Annotated in this window: 8 protein-coding genes; 3 read left to right on the forward strand and 5 right to left on the reverse strand. The window is 74.6% G+C overall.

Annotation, left to right across the window (positions count from 1 at the left end; translation table 11 throughout):
- The 4 genes from E4099_RS23720 to E4099_RS23740 form a co-directional block, all read right to left on the reverse strand.
- The coding region (locus tag E4099_RS23720; protein WP_209446708.1) for a class II fructose-bisphosphate aldolase at positions 1–421 on the reverse strand (421 nt) is incomplete at its 3' end.
- 515 nt (positions 422–936) lie between these two features.
- The gene (locus E4099_RS23730; RefSeq protein ID WP_135341149.1) at positions 937–1,863 is read right to left on the reverse strand and encodes a 1-phosphofructokinase family hexose kinase; all 927 of its coding nucleotides are present in this window, start codon (positions 1,861–1,863) and stop codon (positions 937–939) included.
- 533 nt (positions 1,864–2,396) lie between these two features.
- Positions 2,397–3,587: an N-acetylglucosamine-6-phosphate deacetylase gene (nagA, locus tag E4099_RS23735; RefSeq protein WP_135341150.1), complete on the reverse strand. Its 1,191-nt coding sequence runs from the start codon at positions 3,585–3,587 to the stop codon at positions 2,397–2,399.
- Entirely contained in the window at positions 3,587–4,546 is a 960-nt protein-coding gene (locus tag E4099_RS23740) for an ROK family protein (protein WP_135341151.1), read from the reverse strand. The genes nagA and E4099_RS23740 overlap by 1 nt, the downstream gene beginning before the upstream one ends.
- Before the next feature lie 380 nt (positions 4,547–4,926).
- On the opposite strand from E4099_RS23740, the gene E4099_RS23745 reads away from it, so the two are divergent.
- The 3 genes from E4099_RS23745 to otsB all read left to right on the forward strand — a co-directional run bounded on the left by E4099_RS23745 (position 4,927) and on the right by otsB (position 7,755).
- Entirely contained in the window at positions 4,927–6,156 is a 1,230-nt protein-coding gene (locus E4099_RS23745) for an extracellular solute-binding protein (protein ID WP_135341152.1), read from the forward strand.
- 196 nt (positions 6,157–6,352) lie between these two features.
- Positions 6,353–6,682 carry a DUF3263 domain-containing protein gene (locus tag E4099_RS23750; RefSeq protein WP_135341153.1) on the forward strand — a complete coding sequence of 110 codons (330 nt, stop codon included), beginning with the start codon at positions 6,353–6,355 and terminating at the stop codon, positions 6,680–6,682.
- Positions 6,683–6,897: 215 nt separating this feature from the next.
- Positions 6,898–7,755 (forward strand): trehalose-phosphatase, encoded by an 858-nt coding sequence (gene otsB / locus E4099_RS23755; RefSeq protein WP_135341154.1) that lies wholly within the window; start codon positions 6,898–6,900, stop codon positions 7,753–7,755.
- Positions 7,756–7,834: 79 nt separating this feature from the next.
- Here the strand turns inward: otsB and E4099_RS23760 are convergent, their stop codons facing one another.
- Positions 7,835–9,301 carry an alpha,alpha-trehalose-phosphate synthase (UDP-forming) gene (locus E4099_RS23760; protein ID WP_135341155.1) on the reverse strand — a complete coding sequence of 489 codons (1,467 nt, stop codon included), beginning with the start codon at positions 9,299–9,301 and terminating at the stop codon, positions 7,835–7,837.
- Between the last annotated feature and the right edge of the window lie 68 nt (positions 9,302–9,369).

Below are 9,369 nucleotides of genomic sequence, written 5' to 3' on the forward strand. Positions count from 1 at the left end.
CCACCCGGCCCAGCTCGGCCTCGATCCACAGACCGCGCTCATGCCCCCAGCGCACCGCCTCGGCGGTCGCCTTGACGTTCTCCGCGTAGGGCAGCCGGGAGGCGTCGAACATCACCGATCCGAACCCGGCCGGATGCGCCGCACGCAGCAACTCCCCGCTCTCCACATGGTCCAGATGGAGTGCCAGCGGCGCACTGGAGGCGCGCGCCACCGCTGCCGCCGCGGCGGCCAGCGGGGCCAGCCGCCCGCCGTGGAACCGCACCGCGTTCTCGGAGATCTGGAGGATCGCGGGCCTGGCGGCGGCCTCCGCCCCGGCGGCGATCGCCTCGGCGTGCTCCAGGGTGATCACGTTGAAAGCGGCGACCCCGTCCCCGGCCACACGAGCCGAGGCGACGAGTTCACCGGTACCGACCAGAGCCACAACCACTCCTCATTCCCGGGTCCCCCAACAACCCGTTTCCCAGCCCGCCCCACGCCTCCAAGGGCCACTGGCGGCCCCCGAACGCCGCGCCCCGAAGGGGCGCGAGGAACTGCGCGACAAGCCACGGCACACCCGCAGCCGATCACCGACCTGACCCCGAACGGCGCCCCCAAGGGCCGCTGGGGTCCCCGGACGGCGCCCCCAAGGGGCGCGAGGAACTGCGCGACAAGCCACAGCCAACCCGCAGCCGATCACCGACACAACCCCAAACGGCGCTCCCAAGGGCCGCTGGGGTCCCCGGACGGCGCCCCCAAGGGGCGCGAGGAACTGCGCGACAAGCCACAGCCAACCCGCAGCCGATCACCGACACAACCCCAAACGGCGCCCCAAAGGGGCGCGGGGGGTACCCCCGGACGGAGTCTGGGGGAGGAACTGCGCGACAAGCCACGGCACACCCGCAGCCAACCACCGACACACCCCCGAACGGCCCAGCGCCAAACCGTAAGGAACCCGCGTCACGCCGCCGCCGGCTGCTCGCTCACCTTCACCCGCGGCAGCAACTCCTCATACGTCGCACGGTCGAACTCACCTGCCACCGGCGCCCGTACCGTCGCCGCGGACAGCGCCACCGCGCGGGCCAGCCGGTCCGGCCACGACTCCCCCTCGACCAGCCCGGACAGCAGCCCGGCCACCGCCGAGTCGCCGGCACCGGTCGGGTTGCCGGTCAGGCGACGCGGCGGGGCGGCCCGCCAGGCACCCGTCGCGGTGACCGCCAGCATGCCCTCCGCCCCCAGCGAGGCGGCCACCGCGTGCGCGCCCCGCCGCCGGGTGTCGACCGCGGCCCGCAGCGGCTCGGTGGAGCCGGTGAGTCCGGCCAACTCGTCGGTGTTGGGCTTGACCACGTCCGGGCGGGCCGCCAGTCCGCGCCGCAGCGCCTCGCCGCTGGTGTCCAGCAGTACCGGTATGTGCGCGGCGTGCGCCTCCCGGATCAGCCGGGCGTAGCTGCCGACCGGCACGCCCGGGGGCAGGCTGCCGCACAGCGCCACCGCCGCCGCGCCCCGGAGCAGCCGGGCGTAGCAGGCGGTGAACTCCTCCCACTCGGTGCCGGTGATCAGCGGTCCCGGCTCGTTGAGTTGGGTGGCCTCGCCGCCGGTGTCGACCACGCCGATGGTGCGCCGGGTGGCGCCCACCACCGGCACCAGTGCGTCGGTGACCCCGTCCACCTCGGCCAGCAGCCGGCGCAGTGCCGCGCCGGTGCCACCGCCCGCGAAGCCGGTGACCACCGCCTCATGGCCGAGCGCGGCCAGCACCCGGGCCACGTTGAGCCCCTTGCCGCCGGGGCGTTCCAGTACCTCGGAGACGCGGTGCGATCGTCGCGGTTGGAACCGTGGCACCTGATAGGTGATGTCGAGGGCAGCGTTGAGCGTGACCGTGAGGATCACCTGGAATCCCCTCTCCCCTGGCTCTCTCCGGCTCTCCCGTCTCCCCGACGGATGCGCCCCGCGGACGCATCGCGGGATGCGCCCCACCAGCGATCATGCCACTGAGGGGTGCGGTGGGCGACCCTTCGTGCTCCCACCGTTATCTCCCCGGGGAGCCGTCCCGCGCCGGCCGGCCGAACGGCCCCCGACGCACCACCGCGCCCCGGGACGTACGGCCCATCCAGAGGGAAAGCCGGCCCCACCACACACCACCGCACCCCGGGACGTACGGCCCCGGGGGCGCACCGCGCACCCCGCGACGTACCGCAGCCCAGACGCCCGGCGCCGCCCCACACGTACCGCCGCTCAGACGACCGGCACCACCCACCAGCCCTGCCGCCGCCCAGGCGCCCCGCCCAGACGCCCGGCGCCGCCCCACACGTACCGCCGCTCAGACGACCGGCACCACCCATCAGCCCTGCCGCCGCCCAGGCGCCCCGCCCAGACGCCCGGCACCGCCCACCGGGCGGCCACCGCGGACCCCGGCCAGGGGATCAGCTCCGCGTCGGCGGCTCCACCACCCACGCGCCCTGCCGCATCACGCCCACCACCTGGTACGCCTCGTCCAGCACCACCAGGTCGGCCTGCTTGCCGGCGGCCAGGGAGCCGATCCGGTCGTCCATCCCGAGCACCCGGGCCGGGGTGTCGGAGAGCGCCTGCACCGCCTGGTCCACGGTCAGCCCGTCGATGGTGAGGGCCCGTTGGAAGGCGCGGTCCAAGGTGAGCGTGGAGCCCGCGATGGAACCCGCGGTCGGGCCCTCGCTGATCCGCGCCACACCGCCCTTGACCTCGACGGTCATCGGGCCGAGCGGGTAGTTGCCGTCGTTCATGCCGGCCGCGCCCATGGCGTCGGTGATGAACGCGACCCGGTCCGCCCCCGCGCGCCGGAACGCCAGTTGCAGCACGGCCGGGTGCAGATGCACCCCGTCGTTGATCAGCTCCACGGTGACCCGCTCGTCCTCCAGCAGGGCGGCGACCGGGCCGGGCGCGCGGTGCAGCAGCGAGGGCATGGCGTTGAACAGGTGGGTGGCGACCGTGGCGCCCGCCTCGATGGCCTCCAGGGCGGCCTCGTAGCCGGAGTCGGTGTGGCCGATGGCGGCGACCACCCCGTGCTCGGCGAGCAGCCGCACCGACTCCATGCCGCCGGGCAGCTCGGGTGCCAGGGTCATCATCGCGGCGGCGCCGCTCGCCGCGTCGATCAGTTTGCGCACGTCCGCCGGGTCCGGGTCGCGCAGCAGTTCGGGCTGGTGGGCGCCGCAGCGGTGCGGCGAGATGAACGGGCCCTCGAAGTGGATGCCCGCCAACTCGCCCTGCTGCACCAGTTCGGCCAGCACCGCCGCCTGCCGGGCCAGGTCGCCCAGCTCGCCGGTGACGGTGGAGGCCACCAGGGTGGTGGTGCCGTGCGCGCGGTGCGTACGGGCCACGGTCAGCGCCTCTTCGGCGGTCCCGGCGGAGAAGGAGGCCCCGCCGCCGCCGTGCGAGTGGATGTCCACGAAGCCGGGCACCACCAGCAGGCCGCCGAGGTCGTAGTGGCGGTCCGGGCCGGGCCGGACCCCTTCCGCGGCGGCCGGGACCACCGCCTCGGCGGAGACGATGTGCCGCCCCTCGACCGTCACCCGGCCGCGGTCGACCGTGCCGGAGGGCAGCGCCACCCGGGCGCCGGAGAGAACCGTTCGTTGCACCATCAGGCGGATACCTCCGTGGAGAGAAGATCCCAGGCGAGCAGCCCTGCGCCCAGGCATCCGGCGGTGTCCCCGAGGGCTGCCGGGACGATGTCGGGGAGATGTTGGAAGGTGATGCGCTCGGACACCGCGGCACGCAACGGGGTGAACAGCGTGTCGCCGGCCTCGGCCAGCCCGCCGCCGATGATCAGCATGCGCGGGTCCAGCAGGGTGATCCCGGTGACCAGCCCGTCGGCGAGGGCGGCCACCGCCTCGGCCCAGACCGCGCGGGCCCGGGGATCCCCCGCCTCGACCGCCCGGGCGCAGGCGGCGGCGTCGGCCGAGGGGTCGCCGCAGGCCGTGGCCCAGGACTGGCCGACCGCGGAGGCCGAGGCCAGCCGCTCCAGGCAGCCGGACTGGCCGCAGCCGCACGGCGGGCCGCCCGGCCGGACCACCACATGGCCGATCTCGCCCGCGGAGCCGTGCGCCCCCGGGTCGATCCGGCCGCCCACCCCGATGGCGCCCGCGATCCCGGTGCCGAGCGCCAGATAGAGGAAGCGGTCGGTGCCCTGGCCCGCCCCGATCCGGCCCTCGGCCAGGCCCCCGGTGCGTACGTCATGGCCCAGCGCGACCGGCACCCCGGCCAGCCGCGCGGAGAGCAGTGCCCGCAGTGGTACGTCCCGCCAGCCCAGGTTGGCGGCGAAGACCGCCACCCCGCGGGCCTCGTCGATGACCCCCGGCACGCCCACCCCGGCGGCCAGCGCGGGCTCGCCGAAGCGCCGCTCGCCGAGGACGCGCAGCTCGTCGGCGAAGTCCAGGATCCCGGCCACCACGGCCTCAGGACCCCGCTCCCGGCCGGTGGCCCGGCGGTCCTCGTGCAGCAGGGTGCCGTCCGCCCGGACCAGGGCGGCCTTCATACCTGTGCCGCCCACATCGAGGGCGATGACGTGTTTCACGGGGAACAGTGTCGCGCGATCCCCCATGAGAGGTCTAGTCCACTCTCCGGAAGGCCCCGCGCGGTGCCATCGCGCCGCCTGTCAGTCCTGCCCCGCGGCCGACTCCGTAACCCCCGCCGACTGCTCTGACCTGCGGTGGAGTTGACGGGAGAGGGCCTCCCAGGCGGTCGGGCCGCCCCGGTATTCAGCGGAGGCAGACGTTCCGGTTAGCCTGGGGCGGCGCGGGAGCGGGATCCAGGGTGGTGTAGATCTTGTGCGGGTTTGCGAGGAATGTTCGCGAGTCCCACCGGAGCGGAACGTGAAGTTCCGGTGTTCCGCGGAAGAAGAGTACGAAACAGAGGGCGGGTAGCGCGGTGCAGCGGCGGCGGTTCTTGAGTCTCACGGCGGCGGGCGCCACCACCACGGCGATGGCATCCACCCTCACCTCCTGCGGCACCGGTGGCTCGGAGACGGTCACCATCAGCCTGGTCGCCGCGGACTACGGGGACAGCGCCGCCAACTCCTCGCAGCGCTACTGGGACGAGCTGGTGCAGGCCTTCGAGGTGCGGCACCGCGGCATCAAGGTCGACGTCAAGGTCTACGACTGGACCCAGGTCGACCGGAAGGTCGCCGAGCTGGTCGCTCGCGACGAGGCCCCGGACCTGGCCCAGATCGGGGCGTACGCCGACTACGCCAACGCCGGCAAGCTCTACCGCGCCGACGAGGTGCTCTCCATATCCGCCCAGGCGGCGTTCATCCCCTCCATCGAACGCGCCGGCGAGGTGCGCAGGGCCCTGTACGGCCTGCCGTTCGCCTCCAGCGCCCGGCTGCTCTTCTACAACAAGGACCTCTTCGAGGCCGCCGGCGTCGACGGCCCGCCGTCCGACTGGGACGAGCTCAAGAAGGCCGCCACCAAGCTCAAGGCGCACGGCGTGAAGTACCCGTACGCCCTGCCGCTCGGGCCGGAGGAGGCCCCGGCCGAGACCATGTTGTGGATGCTCAGCGGGGGCGGTGGCTACGCCGACACCAACGGCACCTATGTGATCGACTCGGAGCAGAACGTCAAGACCTTCGAGTGGCTCCGTGACGAGCTGGTCGGCGCCGGCCTCACCGGCCCGGGCGCCCCCGGCCGCACCAACCGCCAGCAGGTCTTCGACGCCTTCGCCCGCGGCGAGGTCGGCATGCTCAACGGCCACCCCACCCTGATGAAGCAGGCCACCCAGGGCGGCGTGAGGTACGGGACGGCCCCGCTGCCGGGCGTCGACGGCACGTCCAAGGCGACCATGGGCGTCGCCGACTGGATGATGGCCTTCCGGCAGAACGGCAAGGGCGAGCAGATCGGCACCTTCCTCGACTTCGTCTACCGCGACGACAACGTCATCGACTTCACCGGCCAGTACGACCTGCTCCCGGTGACCAGCACGGTCTCCGAGGCGATGCGCGAGGACCCCAACTACAAGCGGCTGTGGCAGTTCCTGGACCAGCTGGAGTTCGCGGAGTTCTACCCCGCCAGCAAGCCCTCCTGGGCCGCGGTCAGCAAGGACGTCAAGGCGAAGATCGGCGCCGTGGTCTCCGCCGGCGGCGACCCGGCCGGCGTGCTCAGCGAGCTCCAGCGGCACGCGGACGAGCTGGAGGTCGCGAGCCGGGCGAACCGGTGAGGCCGTCCGGCGCTCGCGGCGGGCGGTACGGACGGCCGTCCGTTGTGACGGCGACCGCGGACAGCCCGGCCTCCCTGGTGGCAGGCTGGACGGCGTGACTGCGACCGCGAACCAACCTCCCGAACCGGCACCGGCCCCCGACACGGGCGCCGGCGCCGCCGGGGGTACCGGCACGGGCGCGGGGGCACCGGCTGAGATGCCTGGGGACGCCGCGGTGCCTGAGGAGCATGGGGTGCCCGAGGCCGAGGGGACACCCGAAGCCGCGGGGAAGCCGGAGAACGACCCGGTGGCCTCGGAGGACCGCGGGTTGTCCGAGCGGGACCGGGCCCTGCTCGCCATGGAGGCCCGGGGCTGGCCCGGCCCGGGCGCCAAGGAGCGCGCGATACGCGAACGGCTGGGCATCACGCCCACCCGCTACTACCAGCTGCTGAACGCCCTGATCGACGACGAGCGGGCACTCGCCCACGACCCGGTCACCGTCAACCGCCTACGCCGCCTCCGACAATCCCGCCGCACCCGCCGCTGAAACGCGCGGTGCCTGACGTACCCAGTGCTGGCGTACCCGGGGCCTGACATACCGGGTTCCGCCGCCCCCGGCGCTGACGTACCCGGAGGCCGCACCGGCCACTGACGCCCGCCGCCGGCGTACCGCACCCGGGACCGGGCCCCGTTGGCCGAGACATGCCGCCCCCCGGTCCGCACACTCCGTGCGTGCCCGCTCGCACCCGGTAGGGTCGCCGCATGGGCAGTAGCCACTCTCTTCCGGTTCCCACCACCCCGGCCGGTCGTGACGGTCTCGCCGCACTGCTGGCTCGGCCCGAGCGGGCGGTGATCGCCCTGGATTTCGACGGCACCCTCGCCCCGATCGTCCCCGATCCCGAGCAGGCCCGCGCCCACCCCGGCGCCGTCCCGGCCATCGCCCGGATCGCCCCGCGAGTGCGCTCGGTGGCGGTGGTGACCGGCCGCCCGGCCGGGGTCGCCGTCCGGTACGGCGGCTTCGCCGGAGTACCGGGCCTGGACCGTCTGGTGGTGCTCGGCCAGTACGGCGCCGAGCGCTGGGAGGCGGCCCGGGGCGAGGTCCGGGCACCCGCCCCGCACCCCGGGGTCGCCGCGGTGCAGGCCGAGCTGCCGGGCCTGCTGGACCGCAACGGCGCCTGGGAGGGCACCGCGCACATCGAGAACAAGGGCGGCCGGGCGGTCGCCGTGCACACCCGTCGCGCAACCGACCCCCAGGCCGCCCTGGAGGCGCTGCGCGAACCGCTGCGGATCCTGGCCGAGCGGCACGGGCTGATCGTCGAGCCGGGCCGCATGGTGCTGGAGCTGCGCCCGCCGGGCATGGACAAGGGCGTGGCCCTCACCCGGTACCTGCGCGAGACGGACGCCGGGGCGGTGCTCTACGCGGGGGACGACCTCGGCGATCTGGCGGCCTTCGGCGCGGTGCGGAAGCTGCGTTCGGACGGACCGCGGGGCCTGCTGGTGTGCAGCGGCAGCGCCGAGGTGACCGAGCTGGCGGAACAGGCCGACCTGGTGGTGGACGGGCCCTCAGGGGTGGTCGACCTGCTGACGGCACTGGCGGACGAGCTGGACCGCACGGCGTAACCGGCCCCCTTCGGAGCGGCCCCCGAGCACCGGCGACGCCGCGGGTGGCGGGCGCGCACCTGGAGCGGGCGAGCGCCGACTACCCCGCCAGGGCCCGCAACTGCGCCAGGAACCAGGCCTGCGGGGGCAGCGCGGTGGCCGCCGCGGCGAGCCGCCTGCCGCGTTCGGCCCGTTCCGGCTCCGGCATCTGCAGCGCCTGGTGCAGCGCCTCCGCGGTGGCCTCCACGTCGTACGGATTGACCACCAGCGCGTCCTCGCCCAGTTCCGCGTACGCGCCCGCCTCCCGGGACAGGACCAGCGCGCAGCCCGTCTCGGAGACCACCGGGATCTCCTTGGCGACCAGGTTCATCCCGTCCCGGATCGGGTTGACCAGAGCCACGTCGGCCAGCCGGTAGGCGGCCAGCGAACGGGCGAAGTCGTCCTTCACATGCAGGGCCACCGGCTGCCAGTCCGCGGTGCCGAAGACCGCGTTGATCTCCTCGGCGATCCTTCGCACCTCGGCCGTGTAGTCGCGGTAGACCGCCAGGTCCTGCCGGGAGGGGTAGGCGAAGGCGATGTGCACCACCCGGCCCCGCCAGTCCGGCCAGCGCTCCAGCAGCCGCCGGTAGGCCAGCAGCCCGCGCACGATGTTCTTGGACAGCTCGGTACGGTCCACCCGGACGATCGTCTTCCGGTCGGGGCCGACCTGGGCGCGCAGCGCCGCCAGCCGCTCGTCCACGTCGGGCTGCCGCGACCGCCGCCGCAGGAAGTCGGCGTCCGCCCCCAGCCCGTGCACGCCCAGCCGGGTGGTACGCCCCTGGTACCGGACCGCCGTCCCGCCCCCCTCGCGGACCACCTCCGCGCCGAGCACCTCCGCGCAGCAGTCCGCGAAGGCCCCGGCCCAGCGCTCGGTGAGGAACGCCGCGCGGTCGCCGCCCAGGATGCCGCGCAGCACCTGGGCCGCGATGTCGTCCGGCAGCAGCCGGTAGTAGTCCGGCGGGGCCCACGGGGTGTGCGAGAAGTGGCCGATCCGCAGGTCCGGCCGCATTTTCCGGAGCAGCCCGGGCACCAGCGCGAGGTGGTAGTCCTGCACGAGCGCCGTGGCGCCCTCGGCCGCCTCCTGCGCCAGGGCGCCCGCGAAGGCCGCGTTGTACTGCTCGTACGCGGCCCAGCGGTGCCGGAAGCGGTCGTCGAAGACGGGGGCCAGCGGGGTCTGGTAGAGCAGGTGGTGGACGAACCAGAGCACCGAGTTGGCGATGTCGTTGTAGGCGGCGGAGAACACCTCCGGCTCGATGTCCAGCATCCGCACCCGCTGCCCGCCGGTGTCGGCCGGGTCGAGGTGCCCGCCCGCGGCCAGCCGTGCCGCGGCCCGGTCGCCGTCACCGAGCGCCGCGCACACCCAGACGGCCCCCGCGTCCGGCCCGATGGCGCTGAGGCCGGAGACCAGCCCGCCGCCGCCGCGCTTGGCGACCAGGGTGCCGTCCGCGCCCGCGGTGTACGAGACGGGGCCGCGGTTGGACGCCACGAGGACCTGTGAACCCTGGGCACCTGAGCGGTCGAAGGCCATGCCGCGAGCCTAGCCGCGCACCACCCCGCCCAAACGTGACCTCCGCCGCCAGCGGGACCCCCGTGTCC

Origin of the sequence: Streptomyces palmae (assembly GCF_004684805.1) — a bacterium.
GTDB classification, from domain to species: Bacteria; Actinomycetota; Actinomycetes; order Streptomycetales; family Streptomycetaceae; genus Streptomyces; species Streptomyces palmae.